This window comes from Agrobacterium sp. NPDC090273, from assembly GCF_044772305.1.
Lineage (GTDB): Bacteria > Pseudomonadota > Alphaproteobacteria > Rhizobiales > Rhizobiaceae > Agrobacterium.
Window position 1 is genome coordinate 480,033 of the sequence record NZ_JBIVYN010000001.1, and the last position, 17,596, is coordinate 497,628.

Sequence of the window (17,596 nt, forward strand, 5' to 3'; positions counted from 1 at the left end):
GACCTCCCATTTGGTGGCGCGTGGTCTGGCTGCGCCACTTTGTCCTCACTTGATGCAAGTCAAGGATATTTCCCCAGCCAGATGGGAAAACGCAAGCAGTAGCAACGGACCTTGCATCATGAATATTTACCGCGCCGATCAGCAAAGCGCCGGACCATCCCCTGAACGGCTTGAGGCGGAGGCGGTGAACTCCGCCAGACTGCGCAAGCCGCTCTATGAGGCACGCCGGAAAATCTTTCCAAAACGTGCCGAGGGTCGTTTCCGCCGCTTCAAATGGCTGGTCATGCTGGTCACGCTCGGCATCTATTATCTGACACCGTGGCTCAGATGGGATCGTGGGCCCTTTGCGCCGGATCAGGCGGTGCTGATCGATATTGCCAATCGCCGTTTCTACTTCCTGTTCATCGAGATCTGGCCGCAGGAATTCTTCTTCATTGCCGGGCTTCTGGTGATGGCAGGGCTTGGACTTTTCCTCATCACCTCTGCGGTCGGGCGCGCGTGGTGCGGTTATGCCTGTCCGCAGACGGTGTGGGTCGATCTGTTTCTGGTTGTCGAGCGCGCCATCGAGGGCGACAGAAACGCCCGGATGAAACTCGATGCCGGGCCTTGGACCTTCGACAAGGTGCGCAAGCGGGTTCTCAAGCACGGCATTTGGCTGCTGATCGGTGTTGCGACGGGTGGTGCCTGGATCTTCTATTTCGCCGATGCGCCGACACTCGCCTGGCAGTTCATGACGGGGCAGGCGGCGATGGTCGCTTATATGACCGTCGCGATCCTGACGGCGACGACCTATGTGTTCGGCGGGCTGATGCGGGAGCAGGTCTGCACCTACATGTGTCCCTGGCCGCGCATCCAGGCGGCGATGCTGGATGAGAACTCGCTGGTCGTGACCTATAATGACTGGCGTGGCGAGCCGCGTTCGCGCCATGCGAAAAGGGTGGTTGCGGCCGGCGAACCGGTGGGGGATTGCGTCGATTGCAACGCCTGCGTCGCGGTCTGTCCCATGGGCATCGATATTCGCGACGGGCAGCAGCTCGAATGCATCACCTGCGCGCTGTGCATCGATGCCTGCGACGGCGTGATGGCCAAGACCGGAAAGCCGCAGGGGCTGATCGCCTATGCCACACTTGCCGAATACCAGTCGAACATGGCGCTCGCGACCGGTGGCGGACGTCATGAGATACGCCCCGGCAATGTCCGCAATGCGGATGGCAATTTCGCAGCCGCCGTCCGCCAGTTCGACTGGCGCATCATTTTCCGTCCACGGACGATCATCTACACCGTTGCATGGGCGGCAATCGGTGTCGGGCTGCTGGTGGCGCTTGCAACCCGCGACCGTCTGGCGGTCAACGTGCTGCACGATCGAAATCCGCAATATGTGCTGGAATCGAATGGCTCGATCCGCAACGGCTATACGGTGCGTATTCTCAACATGGTGCCGGAGCCGCGTACCGTCAGCCTGACCATCGACGGCATTGCGAATGCGGTGATGAAGATCAACGGCATGCAGGCCGATCCGTCGCGCAGCTTCGATGTGCTGGTGGAGCCGGATGAGGCAACGACATTGAAGGTGTTCGTTACCTTGCCGGGAGAGGACGTCTCCTCTGCGTCGGAAAATTTCGAATTCATTGTCAGTGATGTGCAGGGCCATGAAACGGCGCGTTACGACGCCGTCTTCAATGGCCCGGGAGTAAAAAAATGACTGTCCAGAAATCGCAAGCGCCGGGTTTTACCTTTACCGGCTGGCACATGCTGGGTGTAATGGTGCTGTTCTTCGGTACGATCATCACCGTCAACATGATCATGGCCTGGAATGCCGTCTCAAGCTGGAGCGGGCTGGTGGTTCAGAACACCTATGTCGCCAGCCAGCAGTTCAACGGCAAGGCGGAAGCCGCCAAGGCGCGAGCGGCGAGCGGTATCGAAGGCAGGCTTTCCGTCGACAGGAACGGCATGCGCTACGAGATATTTCATCCGCAGACCGGACCGGTCGAGACCGACACGGTCACGGCGCATTTCCGCCGTCCGGTGGGGGAGCATCAGAACTTCGATATGGAACTTACTCCGGTTTCGACAGGCGTATTTACCGGTTCTCATGACGTGCTGCCGGGCCAATGGATCGTCGAAGTGATCGCCGTCAAGGATGGCCGGGTGATCGTGCATGAGGGCACCCGCATCGCCATTATCAGGGGACGTCCATGAGCTGCTGTGCACCGGGAACGGAGGGCTCGCTTGCGTTAAATGGCGGCAATCCGCCATCTGCCGAGGAGCTGTTGCTGGCAAGCCGCGATCTGGGTCAGGGCCTTCGCCAGACGGATCTGAGCGTGCCGGGTGTTTATTGCGGCACCTGCATCTCCACCATTGAAGGCGCGTTGCGGGGGCATCCAGCCGTCGAGCGGGCACGCGTCAATCTTTCCTCGCGGCGTGTAGCCATCGTCTGGAGAGACGCAGTTGCGGGGATCAAGACCGATCCCGCCGAGCTTGTCGGCGCTATCCAGTCAACCGGTTATCAGGCGCATCTTTTTTCGGCCAGTCAGGATGCCTCGGATGACCTGCGCAAGCAGCTCATCCGCGCTGTGGCACTCTGCGGTTTTGCCTCTGCCAACATCATGCTTTTGTCCGTATCGGTCTGGTCGGGTGCGGATGCGGCGACCCGCGACATGTTCCACTGGATCTCGGCGATGATTGCCGCACCGGCGCTGATCTATGGCGGTCGCTTCTTTTACATCTCGGCCTGGAATGCGCTGAAACACGGCAGGACCAACATGGATGTGCCGATTGCGCTTGCTATCACGCTCTCCTATGCCGTCTCGCTGTGGGAAACGATCCATCACGGCGCACATGCCTGGTTCGATGCCACCGTGTCACTGCTGTTCTTCCTGCTGATCGGCCGCACGCTGGATCACATCATGCGCGACAGGGCGCGTTCGGCCATTGCCGGTCTGGCAAGGCTTTCGCCGCGTGGGGCAATGCTGGTCAATGCCAGCGGTTCGCGCGATTACCGGCCACTCGATGAGATCAAACCGGGCGACACGATTGCAATCGTGGCGGGAGAGCGGGTGCCTGTCGATGCGACGGTTACAAGCGGCAGCAGCGATCTCGACATGTCCATCGTCAATGGCGAAAGCGCGCCGCGCCGCGTGGAGAGCGGCGACCATCTGCAGGCCGGTACGCTGAACCTCACCGGTTCACTTACGGCGTGCGTCACGGCCTCGGCGAAACAGTCGTTCCTTTCGGAAGTGATTGCACTGATGGAAGCGGCCGAGGGGGGCAGGGCGCGTTATCGCCGCATCGCCGACCGCGCCGCCAGCTATTATTCGCCCGTCGTGCATCTGCTGGCCCTGCTGACATTCCTTGGCTGGGGCATTTTCGGTGGTGACTGGAAACAGGCCATGCTGATTGCCATTGCCGTGCTCATCATCACCTGCCCATGCGCGCTTGGCCTTGCCGTACCCGTGGTGCAGGTGGTGGCCGCAGGACGGCTCTTCCGGCGCGGCGTGATGGTCAAGGACGGGTCTGCGATGGAACGGCTGGCGGACATCGACACGGTGCTGTTCGACAAGACCGGAACGTTGACATCAGGAAGGCCACGTCTCGTGGGTTCCGCCGATATGCCCGACACGACCATGGCGATTGCTGCGGGGCTTGCCGCCCATTCGAACCATCCGTTGTCCAGGGCGCTTTACGATGCACGTCAGGGCTCCATTTCCTCATATGATACGGTCAGCGAAATTCCGGGTTCGGGGGTGGAGGCTGTCACCGCATCCGGCATCTACAGGCTCGGCAATCGCCGTTTTGCATGCCCCTCCGACATCGGGGGCGGCGATGCGGGCACGCTCTCCGAGGTGGTGCTGTCGCAGGATGGAAAATTGCTGGCTGCTTTCGCATTCGAGGATAGTCTGCGACCCGGTGGGGCCGATGTGCTCGGCCGGCTCGGCGCATGGCACATCAGCAGCGAAGTCGTGTCCGGCGACCGCAAGGCTGCGGTGAGGCTGCTGGCAGAGCGGCTTGGCATCGACAGGTGGGGCGCGGAGCTTTCGCCCAGGGACAAGGCGGCGCGCTGCGTGATGCTTGCGGGCGAGGGAAAGCGTGTGCTGATGGTGGGCGATGGCATCAACGATGCGCCGGCGCTTGCTGCGGCACATGTGTCGATGGCACCGGCGACCGCCGCTGACATCGGCCGCCAGGCGGCTGATTTCGTCTTCATGCATGAGAGCCTGGAGGCCGTGCCGTTCGCCATCGATACGGCGCGGCGGGCAGGGCAACTGATCCGCCAGAACTTTGCCCTGGCGATTGGCTACAACGCGATCGCCGTGCCTGTTGCCATTGCCGGTTATGCCACACCGATGATCGCGGCGATTGCCATGTCGACGTCGTCCTTGATCGTTGTCGCCAATGCCCTGCGTCTTGCTGGCGCCGACAGGGCCGGAACCGAAATCGACATGCCGGCCGTGCGTCTGGGGCAGGGAGTGCAGGCGGCATGAACATGCTGATCTACCTGATGCCGGTGGCGTTGTTTCTCGGCGGTCTCGGTCTTTTCGCCTTTCTCTGGTCGCTGAAAGCGGGCCAGTATGACGATATGGATGGGGCGGCGTGGCGCGTGCTCGATGACGGTGACGACAGGCCAAAACCGTCCTGAGAGGATGTCGCCGATCCGCCATAACTCCAGCTTATGGACCTCAAGCAAATATGCAAAGCTGACTTGCGTCATCAAAATTTAATCGTTTAAGCCCGCCTCAGCCTTGCTGTTTGTTCATTACAGTGCCACAACACGACCACTCAAAAAGCAAGATGGAGGCACATCCGTGGAACAGGCAGAAATCGGTTTGATCGGTCTCGGTGTCATGGGCTCGAACCTGGCATTGAACATCGCAGAAAAGGGCAACAAGATTGCCGTTTTCAACCGGACCCCGGAAGCTACGAGAAAATTCTACGCCGAGGCTGGCGAATTGAAGGGTCAGTTGATCCCTTGCGAAACCATTGAAGAATTCGTCGCCGCCATTCGTCCTCCACGCCCGATCATCATCATGATCAAGGCCGGCGATCCGGTCGATCAGCAGATGGAAATCCTCAAGCCGCACCTGGCCAACGGCGACATCATGATCGACGCCGGCAATGCGAACTTCCGCGATACCATCCGCCGTTTCGACAACCTCAAGGATAGCGGCCTGACCTTCATCGGCATGGGTGTTTCCGGTGGTGAAGAAGGTGCCCGTCACGGACCGTCGATCATGGTCGGCGGCACGGAAGACAGCTGGAAGCGCGTCGAGAAGGTTCTGACCTCCATCTCCGCCAAGTACAACGAAGACCCGTGCGTTGCATGGCTCGGCAACGATGGCGCCGGTCACTTCGTCAAGACCATTCACAACGGCATCGAATATGCCGACATGCAGATGATCGCCGAAATCTACGGCATCCTGCGCGACGGCCTGAAGATGAGCGCCGTTGAAATCGCTGACGTGTTCGGCGAGTGGAACAAGGGTCGCCTCAACTCCTACCTGATCGAGATCACCGAAAAGGTTCTGCGCGCCGCAGACCCGATCACCGGCAAGCCGATGGTCGACCTGATCCTCGACAAGGCCGGCCAGAAGGGCACCGGCAAGTGGTCGGTCATCGAAGCACAGAACATGGGCGTTGCTGCCACCGCCATCGAAGCGGCCGTTGCAGCCCGTATCCTGTCTTCGCAGAAGGATGAGCGCGAAGCTGCCGAAAAGATCTTCGGTCTGCCGGGCCTCGTCGATTCCCCGGCTGACAAGAAAGCCTTCATCGCCGATCTGGAAAGCGCGCTTCTGGCCGCCAAGATCGGTGCTTACGCGCAGGGCTTCGCCATCATGTCGGCAGCCTCGAACGAGTTCAACTGGAACCTGCCGATGCCGACGATCGCCCGCATCTGGCGCGCTGGTTGCATCATCCGCTCGCAGTTCCTCGATGAGATCACCTCGGCCTTCACGAAGGACCCGCATGTGGCCAACCTCATCGTGACGCCGGCCTTCTCGACCATGGTGAAGGACACCGATGCGCCGCTGCGTCGCGTCGTTTCCTACGCCGTTCTGTCCGGTCTGCCGGTTCCGGCTCTGGCTTCTGCTCTCGGTTACTTCGACGCTTACCGTCGTGGCCGCGGCAGCGCGAACCTCATCCAGGCACAGCGCGACTTCTTCGGCGCACACGGCTTTGAGCGCACCGACGGTGTGGACAAGCCGCATGGCCCGTGGGGCAGCGGTGCTGACATTTTCTGATTGCAGAAAATGACCAATAAAAAAGGCCCGCGAAAGCGGGCCTTTTCTTTTGATGCCGGTGCTTGCCTTAGCGTGCTGCAGCCAGGCCAACAATCAGGCCGCTGACGGCGTTGATGAGCAGGAACTGGTTGTCGACGCGAACCCAGCGCTGGTCACGGCGCGGTTCGGACAGACGGTAACGGCGGTAGTCGCGGCGGTCGATGTAGTTGCGACGTTCACCAGCGGAGAGGCGCTGACCACGATCCCAGCGATGCTTCTTGACGATGACCTTCTTGGTGGTGACTTCGCGTTCGATGCGAACGCTGCGGTGACGGTCGTCGTGACGGCTCTGTGCCTGTGCCATCGGAGCAGCGAGAACGGTTGCGGCCAGAAGAACGGTGATGAACTTTTTCATGAGTGTTTCCTCTTGTTTCGATGGGAGGAATTTACGAATAAACGAATGAACGGAAACTGAATTTAAAATTACATTTATGTAATGGTTGTTAATGCTTAGCAGCGGAAATTAATCTCTTGTTTGGAGATTTTTGCGGGCATTTCGATGGTCTTCAGGCCGCCCGGCAAAACCGGGCGGCCGTCTTTTTTCGTTATTTGCGTTCTGCGGATTTCGCCCACAGATTGATGTCAGCATCGCGTGCGTAACGATCGATTTCCGCCAGTTCCTCGGCGGTGAAATCGGGATTGTCGAGAGCCTTCACGCAATCCTCGACCTGCTCGACCCGGCTGGCGCCGATCAGCGCCGAGGTGATGCGGCCACCGCGCAGAACCCAGGCAACTGCCATCTGCGCCAGTGTCTGGCCGCGCTTTTCGGCGATACGGTTCAGAGCGCGGATGTTTTCGACGTTCTGATCGTTCAGGAAAGCGGGATTGAGCGACTTGCCCTGCGTCGCGCGGCTGCCATCCGGCACACCACCCAGATATTTCGTCGTCAGCATGCCCTGTGCCAGCGGCGAAAAGACGATGGAGCCCACGCCCAGTTCCTCGAGCGTATCGACCAGGCCGTCTTCCTCGATCCAGCGGTTGATCATCGAATAGCTCGGCTGGTGGATGATGCAGGGCGTGCCGAGATCCTTGAGGATCGCCGCAGCCTCGCGCGTACGCTTGGAGTTGTAGGAGGAAATGCCGACATAGAGCGCCTTGCCGGAGCGGACGATCTGATCCAGCGCGCCGCAGGTTTCTTCGAGCGGCGTGTTCGGGTCGAAACGATGCGAATAGAAGATATCGACATAGTCGAGACCCATGCGCTTCAGGCTCTGATCGCAGGACGAGATGAGGTATTTGCGGCTGCCCCATTCGCCATAAGGACCCGGCCACATGTTGTATCCGGCCTTGGAGGAGATGACGAGCTCATCGCGGTAGCCGGCAAAATCGGTCCTCAGAATTTCACCGAAGGCGATTTCGGCGCTGCCGGGTGGCGGGCCGTAGTTGTTGGCGAGATCGAAGTGGGTGATGCCGAGGTCGAACGCACGGCGGCATATTGCCTGTTTGGTCTGGTGCGGGGTGTCATTGCCGAAATTGTGCCAGAGCCCCAGCGAGATCGCCGGAAGCTTGAGGCCTGAACGGCCGCAATGATTGTACTTCATGGACGCATAACGGTTTTCGGCCGGTTGCCAAGCCATGTCTTTCCTCCACTTGCTGATGAGAGTTGCCGAAGACACCGGCAACCTTTGAACTGGATGAGACAAGCCCGCCGTGAGGCGGGATTGTTCGCCATTGAAATGGTTAGAGTGTTTGTCCGTCACCTTCAATACGGTGTCGACGACCTAGCAGGATTGAAGGTCGAGAATGGTGAAATGCGGCTGCCTGCCGTGTCTGTTTTCGTCTTTCGGCGTGAACAGTACGCGGCGTGTTTCGCCCGCTGCCAGATCGAACAGGTTATCGGAGTAACGACCGGGCAGATCGGCCTCGAGCATGACGAAGAGTGCAAGCCCCTTTGCCGTCACGTCGATTTCGAATTCTCCGTTCGGCAGTGCCTTGGTGATGAATGTGAGGCCGGAAGGCTGCAGTTCCAGCGCCTTGTAGGTGTCACGGGCATGGTGGCCTTCGCCCGTCATGCCATTGGAGGCGATGAAGTTCCATGCCAGCAACGCGCCATCCGGCAGGCTGGCAAGATCGATTTCGGTCAGAACGGCCGCAGCATCCGGCCCGCATGTGCCATTGGCGGATTTCAGCGGGATGCGGTTTCCATCCATCGTCAATGCCAGGATGTTGATGTCGATCTCGACGTCTTCGCCATTGTCGTTGACCATCGAAAAGCTGAGCCTGCTGCCATCCTCCGACGGGATCGCCACCACCGTGACAGGCTGGAAGAAACGGCGGGCGGCGTAGTGCAGGGCCTTCCAGCTGCCGCCGTAATCCAGGCTCGACCACGACGCGACCGGCCATGTGTCGTTGAGCTGCCAGTAGAGCGTTCCCATGCAATGCGGTTTCAGTGAGCGCCAGTAATCGACAGCCGTACGGATTGCCACCGCCTGCTGCACCTGGCTCAGATAAACGAAACTTGCAAAGTCTTTCGGGAAGCGGAAGTAGCGGAACATCGTGCCGGCGATGCGCTCGTTGCCACCGGCGTTCTTCTGGTGAAGTTCGATCACCGGGGAGGAGATGTTCATGTCCTTTTCCTCCGCATAGGTGCGGATGACGGGCATGGAGGTGTAGGACTGGAAGCCGAATTCCGAGCAGAAGCGTGGCTTGATGGAGCGGTAATTGTCGAATGACTTGTTCTCGTGCCAGACCGACCAGTAGTGCATGTCACCCGATCCATCCGCATGCCACGCGTCGCCATAATCGAGATAACCGGAGGCAGGGCTGGAGGGCCACCAGAGCGCTTCGGGCGCCGCCTTCCTGAGGGCGCGCTCGATGGTGCGGTTCAGGCGGTCATAAGCAACCAGATAACGGTCGCGGTTATCGCGGGATTCGTCGAACCACGTCAGCGCGCCGACCAGTTCGTTGTCACCGCACCACAGTACGAGCGAGGGATGGGAGGACAGCCGCTGCACCTGGTAGGTGACCTCGTGTTCCACATTTTCCAGAAAATCCTCGCTGCAGGGATAAAGGTTGCAGGCGAACATGAAGTCCTGCCAGACCATCAGGCCAAGCCGGTCGCAGAGATCGTAGAACCAGTCCTGTTCATAGAAGCCGCCGCCCCAGACACGGATCATGTTCATGTTGGCTTCCGCAGCGGAGCAAAGGAGATCCTCGGTCTTTTCGCGGCTCGTCAGGGAGTGCAGGGCATCGGCCGGAATCCAGTTGGCGCCACGGCAGAAGATCTCGCGCCCGTTGATGCGGAAGGCAAAACGGCTGCCCGCTTCATCCTTGTCCGTCAGAAGCTCGACGGTTCGCAGACCGATCTGGCGCGTCACGGTCTCATCCGGCAAATCGACAGTCAGCGTGTAGAGCGCCTGTTCACCGCTGCCCGCCGGCCACCAGAGCCTGGGGTTCTCGACGAAGAAGACGTGCTGGATCGTCGTCTCGCCAGCGCCGACACCGCAATCGAGGCGCAGTCTTTCATCATCCAGCGACAGGTGCAGGGTAACGCTTGCGGCATGTTCGGCAAAAAGCGTCACGGCCACATGCAGTTCGACGCCACCTTCGACATGGTGCTGCGAGGTGACGACATGTTCGATGCGGGCTGTGTCCAGCCGCTTCAGGGCAATCGTGCCGTAAAGGCCAAGCGGGGCGATGGCGATGTTCCAGTCCCAGCCGAAGTGGCATTGCGGCTTTCTGAGCATGTTGCCGTTGGCAATCGGTGAGTTGCCTTCGTGGTAGGGAATGTAAAAGGGTTGCCGTGCCTGCCGTTCCGCACCGGCGGTAATGTTGGAGTGAAAGCGGATGCGGATGGTGTTTTCACCGGGACGCAGCGCATTCGAAACATCGGGGCGATACCGCCGGAAGCAATTGTCGCTGGTCAGCACCGGCGCGTCGTTAATGTAGACGATGGCGACGGTGTCGAGATAATCGATATCGAGATACCAGCTTGCGTCGACGTCTTCGACCACGAAGGTGCGCTCGATCAGCCAGTCGCGGTGCGCGACCCATTGCACGTCGTTCTCGTTGCGGCCGTGATAGGGGTCGGGGATGATGCCGGCATTTTTCAGCGCCGTATGAACATCGCCGGGGATCGGGATTTCGGTGCGATGATCTCCTTCCGCAGACGACAGGGACCAGTGCCCGGAAAGATCGATAAGCGTGTCGGGCGAGGAAGAAGAAACCATTTTTGGACCCTGTTTTTCGTGCGGGCATTGTCAATGTCGCATGGCATCGTCATGCAAGCTGGCATCTGAATTTCGGGAGACGATATCGTGGAAACGCCGCCCGGCAAAACCGGTTCCGGCACTCTTCGAACAGTCCTCCCAGCGGCAACGTTACCGTAAAATTTCCGCGCCGTCATGCCCTCAGACGACGATCGCCGTTATTGTCGATGTTGATGTTCCAGATCGGGACATGTCATCCACGTGTTTTGATCATGAAAATTATAAATCAATAGGTTGCGTGATATTTCTGAAGTCTTTAATGAGGCAAGAAAGCGCCGGGGTGCTGTATTGACGCCAAGAATTAGAGAATTTTCTTCTTCGTTCGGCTGTCGATTTTTGTCTCCTATATCGTTACAGTAGGTGTCGGGAGGAAAGGCAGCATAGTTGATGACGGAGACTGCCTGGCGCCTTTGCAAGATGGCAAAAGCTATCTATGATCATTACTGATAAAGCATGGCGAAATGACATGAACGATACTGGGAAAACCGACAGTGACAACGTTTCGATAGGTGCGGGTGAGCGCCCAACGTTGAAGACCATCGCGTTTATGACAGGCCTCGGCATCACCACCGTTTCACGCGCATTGAAGGATGCTCCCGACATTGGCGCCGATACCAAGGAACGTGTGCGGCTGATTGCCAGGCAGATCGGTTACCAGCCGAACCGCGCCGGCGTTCGTCTGCGCACCGGCAAGACCAATGTCATTGCACTGGTGCTGAGCGTCGATGAAGAGCTGATGGGTTTTACCAGCCAGATGGTGTTCGGTATCACCGAGGTTCTGGCCGCGACCCAATATCATCTTGTCGTGACACCGCACACGCATGCCAAGGATTCGATGGTGCCGATCCGCTACATTCTCGACACCGGATCGGCCGATGGTGTCATCATTTCCAAGATCCAGCCGGATGATCCGCGCGTTCGCTTCATGACCGAGCGCAACATGCCGTTTGTCACGCATGGACGCAGCGACATGGGCATCGAGCACGCCTATCACGACTTCGACAACGAGGCCTATGCCTACGAGGCTGTGGAGCGGCTGGTGCAGTGCGGGCGCAAGAAGATCGCCATCATCGTGCCGCCTTCGCGGTTTTCCTTTCACGACCACGCCAGAAAAGGTTTCAACCGGGCCATCCGGCATTTCGGCGTGTCGGAGTTTCCGCTGGATTCCGTCACCATTGAAACCCCGCTCGACAAGCTGCGCGATTTTGGCGAACAGTTGATGTCCGGGAAGGACCGGCCAGACGGCATCGTGTCGATCAGCGGCAGCAGCACCATTGCGCTGATGGCCGGGTTCGAGGCGGCCGGTGTGAAGATCGGTGAGGATATCGACGTCGTGTCCAAGCAGTCGGCCGAGTTCCTGAACTGGATCAAGCCGCAGGTTCACACTGTGAACGAGGATATCAAGCTGGCGGGCAGGGAGCTTGCGGCGGCACTTTTGGCACGCATCAATGGCGAGCCGGCGGAGACGCTGCAGAGTGTCAGCAAGCCTGTATGGTCGTCGATGGCGCCCAAGCCCTGAGCGCCATCTGTGCGGTCAGCAGAGACCTGTCAGGACAGGCAGTCCTTCAGCGACCTGGCGATGCCGCGCATCATCTCGAAATAGAGATCGGGGCCGGGTGTCTGGGTTGCTGCTTCGGGGTCCAGCGTTCCAGACCTGGCATCCGTACCTTCCATGACGACTGAGACGAGCTTCGGCTCGAATTGCGGTTCGGCAAACACGCAGGTGGCGCCGAGTTCGCGGATCTTCTGCTGCACCTGTTTGACGCGGTCCGCCCCCGGCATGGTCTCGGGGCTGACGGTGATGGAGCCTGCCGTCTTCACGCCGTAGCGGTGTTCGAAATACTGGTAGGCATCGTGGAAGACGATGAAGGGCTTATTCTTGATCGGCTTTACGGTTTCCGCCAGCTCCGCATCGAGAGCGTCGATATCCGTCAGCAGCTTGCGGGCGTTTTCCTGATAGGTGGCGGCATTGTCCGCGTCGGCCTTGATAAGAGCTGCCTCGATCGAGCGTGCCATCGCCTTCGCATTTGCCGGGTCGAGCCAGAGGTGCATGTCGTATTCGCCATGTGCATGCCCATGCCCATGCCCATGCCCATGATCGTGATCATGGCCATCCTTGTGGTCGTCGGCATGCTCTTCGCCATCGTGCTTGTGCTCATGGGCTTCTTCGGCCTCATGATCGTGTCCTTCATGGTCGCCGTGATCGTGGGCTTCAAAAGGACCGCCTTCGCGGAATGGCAGTTTTTCCAGCCCCTCGGCATCTTCCAGTTCCACGACCGTTGCCTTGCTGGCCAGCGCCTGCAGCGGCTTTTCCAGATAGGCTTCGAGGCCGGGGCCGACCCAGAACACCATGTCGGCTTTTTCCAGCGTACGGGCGTTGGACGGTTTCAGGCTGTAGATGTGCGGGGAGGCCGCGCCATCGACGATCAGTTGCGGTTCGCCCACGCCTTTCATGATGGCGGCGACGAGGGAGTGGACAGGCTTGATCGAGACCACGACATTGGGGGCGGCGGCCATCGCGCTCGACGCCATGGCTGCTATCGAGGCGGATGCCGCCAGCGCGATCAGGATTGGTCTCATGAAAAGTCACTCCACTTGAAGAAGATGGTTATGTTATTACATTTATTGCGTAACGCTATAACGTATGCGATAGCGGTACGCAACATCGCCAATCGGATAATCCCATGCTTCATTCTGCCCCCAAGGGTGGTGATACACTCGTGTCTCTTTCCAATGCCGGTATTCAGCGCGGCGGTCGCTGGCTGGTGCGCGGCGTGGATTTTTCCGTCAGCAAGGGCGAGATCGTCACCCTGATCGGTCCGAACGGATCTGGCAAATCGACCAGCGCCAAAATGGCGATCGGCGTGTTGAAGCCGAGCGAGGGCGCTGTCTCGCGCATCGATGGGTTGCGGGTGGGATATGTGCCGCAGAAGCTTTCCGTCGACTGGACAATGCCGCTGTCCGTGCGGCGTCTGATGACGTTGACCGGGCCGCTCCCGGCCCGGGAAATCGATGCGGCCCTGAATGCCACGGGCATTGCCCATCTTGCCAATGCCGAGGTTCAGCACCTGTCCGGCGGCGAGTTTCAGCGTGCGCTGCTGGCGCGGGCCATTGCGCGCAAGCCGGATCTTCTGGTTCTGGACGAACCTGTGCAGGGGGTCGATTTCTCCGGCGAGATCGCGCTCTATGAACTGATTAAAAATATCAGAAATTCAACGAATTGCGGCGTTTTGTTAATCTCGCATGACCTGCATGTGGTGATGGCGGAAACCGATACGGTGATCTGCCTGAACGGCCATGTCTGCTGCCGTGGTACGCCGCAGGCGGTCAGCCAAAGCGCCGAATATATGCAGCTTTTCGGTGGCACGGCTGCCAAGGCACTGGCCGTTTACAGCCATCATCACGATCATACCCATCTGCCCGACGGCCGCGTCCTGCACGCTGATGGCTCGGTCACCGACCATTGCCATCCCGATGACGGCCACCATCATGACCACGACCATTCAACGCATGCCCATCATCACGATCACCACGACCACGATCACGATCATGATGGCTGCGGCTGCGGACACGATCATTCGGCGGATGCTGTGACCTCCGATACAAAACACGGAGAGCGGCATGTTTGACGATTTCTTCATTCGCGCCATGATCGCCGGTATCGGCGTTGCACTGACCGTCGGGCCGCTTGGCTGTTTCGTCGTGTGGCGGCGCATGGCTTATTTCGGCGATACGATGGCGCACTCGGCGCTGCTGGGCGTGGCGCTGTCGCTTCTCTTCCAGATCAATCTGACGGTCAGCGTGTTTCTGGTCGCCTCGCTGGTATCCGTGCTGCTGCTGTTCCTGCAGCGCCGGCAGGCTCTGTCTGCGGATGCGCTTCTTGGCATTCTCTCGCACTCGGCGCTGGCCATCGGTCTGGTGATCGTCGCCTTCATGACCTGGGTGCGGATCGACCTCATTTCCTTCCTGTTCGGCGATATCCTGGCTGTCACGACAACGGACATTGCGCTGATCTGGGGCGGCGGTCTCGTTGTGATTGGCGTCATGGTCAAGCTGTGGCGGCCGCTTCTGGCATCCACCGTCAATGCCGAACTGGCAGAGGCGGAGGGGTTGAACCCGGAACTTGCGAAGCTTCTGTTCACGCTGCTGATGGCGCTCGTCATTGCCATCGCCATGAAGGTCGTCGGCATCATGCTGATTACGTCGCTGCTGATCATTCCGGCTGCGACGGCCAGACGCTTTTCGTCCACACCTGAGGTCATGGCGGTGATCGCGTCGCTGATCGGGGCCATCGCGGTTTTCGGTGGGCTGATGGGGTCTTTGACCTACGATACGCCGTCCGGACCGTCGATCGTGGTTGCCGCAGTCGTTCTGTTCGTTGTAAGCCTGCTGCCGTTACCGGGGGCTTCCCGTGCGGCCGATGAGGGAGGCAAGTCATGAATGCGCAAAATCTGACCAAGAACCAGTCTCTGGTGATGAACGCGCTGTCGAACTCGCAAGGCCCGCTCAGCGCCTACATGATCCTCGACAAGCTGCGCGATGACGGTTTCCGCGCCCCGTTGCAGGTGTATCGTGCGCTGGAAAAACTCATCGAGTTCGGGCTGGTGCATCGGCTGGAAAGCCTGAATGCCTTCGTTGCCTGCACCCATACCCAGGCGGAGTGCTGCACGCATCACCACGGCACTGTCGCTTTTGCCATCTGCGAGGCGTGCGGGCAGGTGACCGAGTTTCACGATCACGACATCGATCATCGTCTGGAACGCTGGGTCAAGGATCACAAGTTCAAGGCGGAAAAGACCACGATTGAAATTCGTGGCCTCTGCGCTGCCTGTGCATCCTGATTTGCTACCGGTCTGACTGGACCGGTTCTATTCCTGCACGAGTTGCAGGTCGTTCGAAAACCGTTTCCAGTTTTCGATGTATTTCTCGGCCGAACGGCGCAGCGCCGCGACCGCATCGTCGTCCAGTGTGCGGATCACCCGTGCCGGCGACCCGACGATGAGAGAATTGTCGGGAAATTCCTTGCCTTCGGTAATCAGCGCATTGGCGCCGATCAGGCAGTTCCTGCCGATCTTCGCGCCGTTCAGGATGGTTGCGCCCATGCCGACCAGCGAGTTGTCGCCAATGGTGCAGCCGTGAACGATGGCATGGTGGCCGATGGTGCACATCTCACCGATCGTCGCGGCATAGCCGGGATCGCTGTGCACCATCACGCCTTCCTGAATGTTTGTGCCGCGGCCAACGCTGATCGGCTCATTATCGCCGCGCAGCGTCGCGCCAAACCAGATGCCGACATCCTCTTCTAGCGTGACCGACCCGATGACATTTGCATCGGGGGCAACCCAGTAACGGTCAGGGGCAGGGGTTTGGGGCGTTCTGTCTCCCAGACGGTAAAGCGGCATCGGTTCTCCTCCCGGTTTGCGTTACGCGACCTTGACGGATAGCGTGCCGACACCGTCGACGCCGCATTCGATCAGATCGCCGCGTACGATGGGGCCAACGCCTGCGGGTGTGCCGGTCATGATGACATCGCCGGCGGCAAGCGTGAACAGCTTGGACAGTTCGGCAATCACTTCCGGTACTTTCCAGATCATCTGCGAGAGATCGCCGGTCTGCTTGCGCGTGCCGTTGACATCAAGCCAGATGGCGCCGGTGGAGGGATGGCCGATTTTCGACGCGGGCACGACGGGCGAGACCGGTGCGGAAAATTCGAATGCCTTGGCGCCTTCCCAGGAGCGGCCCATCTTCTTCAGGCCGTCCTGCAGGTCGCGGCGCGTCATGTCGATGCCGACGGCATAACCCCAGACGTGATCCAGTGCTTCACTGGCCGGAATATCCGAACCGCCGCTTTTCAGAACGACCACGCATTCGACTTCGTAATGCACGTTGGACGACAGCGACGGGTAGGGGAAATCGCGACCTGCTGGCAGCAGGTTGTCCGGGTTTTTCTGGAAGTAGAAGGGCGGCTCGCGCGACGGATCATGTCCCATTTCAATGGCGTGGTCGGCGTAATTGCGGCCAACACAATAAACGCGCCGTACCGGAAACGTCTCGCTGGTGCCTTCGACGGGGAGAAGAACCGGTTGCGGTGTGGGAATGACAGTTGCGGCCATGAAAAGCTTCCTTGCATCGACTTCAGGTGCCAGTCTTTTCCCGCAATTCCAGGGCAATTACCAGTTCAAAAACCGCGCTTGCAGTCCTCTCGTGCTTCTGGAAACGAAAAAAGGCCGCAGTCCTGCGGCCCCTGCGTTTGGCTGCCTCTCAACCCCTGTCAGGCGCCCGCGTCGGAGAGCGCGGTCACTTCGGCGCGATAGGCTTCAGCGCGCCGCCTGTTTTTCCTGTAAACTGCGAGAATGACGGACATTGCCGCCAGCACGACCAGCATGCCGAGACAAAAGCCCGTCCAGGAGGAAATACCCGTCGAGACGGACACCGTGCCACCCGTGCCGACGAGGGCTGCCTGATTGCCGTTCTTCTCTGCACTGTGGGCTGCCTTCTGGCTTTCTTCGGCAAGCGCCTTTGTGGCTGAGGCTGCCGATCCCGTTGCGGCGAGATACATGGCGACACCCTTCGCCTCGACCTTCGCGACACGGGCCGTCCAGCCATTTTTGTTGATGCTCCAGATTTTCAGGCCGCGCATGAAGCTCAGGCGACGGGCGCAGAGCGCCTGAATTTCCTTGACGCCGGCCGAGGAGGCCTTGCGCAGGGTGACGGGACCGGCCTTGCCGTCGACGGGGGCGCCGATCACGGCCTGCGCCTCGCGGATGGCGCGTGCCGGCCCGGAATTGACGCCGTAATCCCAGGTGGCGAGATCGAAGCCTGGCGGCAGTTCGTCGCCACGCACCGCATCCCAGTACCGTGTCCTGTAGATCGGGGCGACATCCTTGACGGTCAGATTGGCGATATCCAGCGTGGGAAAGGCTGCGGCGGAAATGCCGTGTTTCGTGCCCTTGAACTCACCAAGGCCGACCTTGCCGTCCGTCCAGTTGCCGGGGTCCCTGCGGTCCTTCGAAAGCCCGCCCTCGGCCGCAAGCGTGAAGGCGAGGCATGCCTCGAAATTCTGTTTTGCCATGTCGCGATGTCCTCAATGGATGATGAGGCGGCAAGTTTCCCTCG

The 17,596-nt window shown here is 59.7% G+C and carries 16 protein-coding genes; 9 read left to right on the plus strand and 7 right to left on the minus strand.

Translation table 11 applies throughout. The features are described 5' to 3' along the window. The first annotated feature begins 118 nt into the window (after positions 1-118). The 5 genes from ccoG (at position 119) to gndA (ending at position 6,233) form a co-directional block, all read left to right on the plus strand. Complete coding sequence (ccoG, locus tag ACIQT8_RS02335) at positions 119-1,702, plus strand: cytochrome c oxidase accessory protein CcoG (RefSeq protein ID WP_400962925.1); 1,584 nt, start codon at positions 119-121, stop codon at positions 1,700-1,702. After that, the gene (locus tag ACIQT8_RS02340) at positions 1,699-2,199 is read left to right on the plus strand and encodes a FixH family protein (protein ID WP_400962928.1); all 501 of its coding nucleotides are present in this window, start codon (positions 1,699-1,701) and stop codon (positions 2,197-2,199) included. Before ccoG ends, ACIQT8_RS02340 begins: the two co-directional genes overlap by 4 nt. After that, positions 2,196-4,481, plus strand: coding sequence for a cation-translocating P-type ATPase (locus ACIQT8_RS02345; protein WP_400962931.1), 2,286 nt, complete (start codon positions 2,196-2,198; stop codon positions 4,479-4,481). The genes ACIQT8_RS02340 and ACIQT8_RS02345 overlap by 4 nt, the downstream gene beginning before the upstream one ends. Then, positions 4,478-4,636 carry a cbb3-type cytochrome oxidase assembly protein CcoS gene (gene ccoS / locus ACIQT8_RS02350; RefSeq protein ID WP_400962934.1) on the plus strand — a complete coding sequence of 53 codons (159 nt, stop codon included), beginning with the start codon at positions 4,478-4,480 and terminating at the stop codon, positions 4,634-4,636. Before ACIQT8_RS02345 ends, ccoS begins: the two co-directional genes overlap by 4 nt. Positions 4,637-4,802: 166 nt before the next feature. Continuing rightward, positions 4,803-6,233, plus strand: a complete 1,431-nt coding sequence (gene gndA / locus ACIQT8_RS02355; RefSeq protein WP_400962937.1) for an NADP-dependent phosphogluconate dehydrogenase — start codon at positions 4,803-4,805, stop codon at positions 6,231-6,233. A gap of 67 nt (positions 6,234-6,300) precedes the next feature. Here gndA and ACIQT8_RS02360 read toward each other — a convergent pair whose 3' ends face one another. The 3 genes from ACIQT8_RS02360 to ACIQT8_RS02370 form a co-directional block, all read right to left on the minus strand. Then, positions 6,301-6,627: an RcnB family protein gene (locus tag ACIQT8_RS02360; RefSeq protein WP_138792517.1), complete on the minus strand. Its 327-nt coding sequence runs from the start codon at positions 6,625-6,627 to the stop codon at positions 6,301-6,303. A 190-nt stretch (positions 6,628-6,817) separates the two neighbouring features. Continuing rightward, positions 6,818-7,849 (minus strand): L-glyceraldehyde 3-phosphate reductase, encoded by a 1,032-nt coding sequence (gene mgrA, locus ACIQT8_RS02365; protein ID WP_400962941.1) that lies wholly within the window; start codon positions 7,847-7,849, stop codon positions 6,818-6,820. Positions 7,850-7,993: 144 nt separating this feature from the next. After that, complete coding sequence (locus ACIQT8_RS02370) at positions 7,994-10,441, minus strand: glycosyl hydrolase 2 galactose-binding domain-containing protein (protein WP_400962944.1); 2,448 nt, start codon at positions 10,439-10,441, stop codon at positions 7,994-7,996. Between the two features lie 505 nt (positions 10,442-10,946). Between ACIQT8_RS02370 and ACIQT8_RS02375 the strand changes: the two genes are divergently transcribed. After that, positions 10,947-11,999, plus strand: a complete 1,053-nt coding sequence (locus ACIQT8_RS02375; RefSeq protein WP_138792514.1) for a LacI family transcriptional regulator — start codon at positions 10,947-10,949, stop codon at positions 11,997-11,999. A gap of 29 nt (positions 12,000-12,028) precedes the next feature. Here the strand turns inward: ACIQT8_RS02375 and znuA are convergent, their stop codons facing one another. After that, positions 12,029-13,060, minus strand: coding sequence for a zinc ABC transporter substrate-binding protein ZnuA (gene znuA, locus ACIQT8_RS02380; protein WP_400962947.1), 1,032 nt, complete (start codon positions 13,058-13,060; stop codon positions 12,029-12,031). Between the two features lie 104 nt (positions 13,061-13,164). Between znuA and znuC the strand changes: the two genes are divergently transcribed. Genes znuC through zur form a run of 3 tightly spaced genes read left to right on the plus strand, consistent with a single transcriptional unit; the run spans position 13,165 to position 15,321 of the window. Next, entirely contained in the window at positions 13,165-14,109 is a 945-nt protein-coding gene (gene znuC, locus ACIQT8_RS02385; protein ID WP_400962950.1) for a zinc ABC transporter ATP-binding protein ZnuC, read from the plus strand. Further along, the gene (locus ACIQT8_RS02390) at positions 14,102-14,920 is read left to right on the plus strand and encodes a metal ABC transporter permease (protein ID WP_138792511.1); all 819 of its coding nucleotides are present in this window, start codon (positions 14,102-14,104) and stop codon (positions 14,918-14,920) included. Before znuC ends, ACIQT8_RS02390 begins: the two co-directional genes overlap by 8 nt. Then, positions 14,917-15,321 (plus strand): zinc uptake transcriptional repressor Zur, encoded by a 405-nt coding sequence (gene zur, locus ACIQT8_RS02395; RefSeq protein WP_138792510.1) that lies wholly within the window; start codon positions 14,917-14,919, stop codon positions 15,319-15,321. Before ACIQT8_RS02390 ends, zur begins: the two co-directional genes overlap by 4 nt. A gap of 27 nt (positions 15,322-15,348) precedes the next feature. Here zur and ACIQT8_RS02400 read toward each other — a convergent pair whose 3' ends face one another. The 3 genes from ACIQT8_RS02400 to ACIQT8_RS02410 all read right to left on the minus strand — a co-directional run bounded on the left by ACIQT8_RS02400 (position 15,349) and on the right by ACIQT8_RS02410 (position 17,552). After that, on the minus strand, positions 15,349-15,882 hold the full coding sequence (locus ACIQT8_RS02400; RefSeq protein ID WP_138792509.1) for a gamma carbonic anhydrase family protein: 534 nt from the start codon (positions 15,880-15,882) through the stop codon (positions 15,349-15,351). A gap of 21 nt (positions 15,883-15,903) precedes the next feature. Beyond that, positions 15,904-16,593 carry a fumarylacetoacetate hydrolase family protein gene (locus ACIQT8_RS02405; protein ID WP_400962954.1) on the minus strand — a complete coding sequence of 230 codons (690 nt, stop codon included), beginning with the start codon at positions 16,591-16,593 and terminating at the stop codon, positions 15,904-15,906. 158 nt (positions 16,594-16,751) lie between these two features. Next, a complete protein-coding gene (locus tag ACIQT8_RS02410) occupies positions 16,752-17,552 on the minus strand; it encodes a glycoside hydrolase family 108 protein (protein WP_400962957.1) in 801 nt (266 codons plus the stop codon). Positions 17,553-17,596 lie beyond the last annotated feature (44 nt).